The 453-nt window shown below is 31.8% G+C and carries 1 protein-coding gene; it reads right to left on the reverse strand.

Features of this window, described 5'->3' with window-relative positions; translation table 11 throughout:
* Positions 1-453 (reverse strand): DUF1542 domain-containing protein (locus M3223_RS23915; RefSeq protein ID WP_251566288.1); only part of this gene is annotated, 453 nt, incomplete at both ends.

A 453-nucleotide genomic window follows, 5' to 3' on the forward strand; every position in this document is an offset into this window, starting at 1 on the left:
TTCTTCATTTGTTGTATCAGGATTTAAAGGTGCTTGATCAATTTGTGCTTGAACAACTTCGTCAAATTCTTCAAGAGCTGCTGCTTTAGCTGTTGTAGCAGGTGTAGTTTGATTAATATCATTGATTGCTTTTGTTTTAATGGCTTCTACTTGTGCATTTGTTGTTGCTGCATCAATATCTTTAATTGCCTTTGTTTCAATTTTACCAATTTTATCATTTGCTACATCTTTTTCATCTTGTAATGATGCATTTGACTTTTTAATTTGTTGTTTACGAGTTGTAACTGCTTGGATAATATCTTGTTTCGCTTGAGGTTTAACTGTTGGTGTAATCACATCTTGTTCTAACACTGCGATACCATTATCTTTTTCAGTTGTGACACCTTGTGCTGTAGTTTGTTTATTAATTTCTGCGATTGCATTATTTTTATCATTGTTAATTTTAGTTACAAG

Origin of the sequence: Paenibacillus pasadenensis (assembly GCF_023715725.1) — a bacterium.
Taxonomy (GTDB): domain Bacteria; phylum Bacillota; class Bacilli; order Paenibacillales; family Paenibacillaceae; genus Paenibacillus_O; species Paenibacillus_O pasadenensis_A.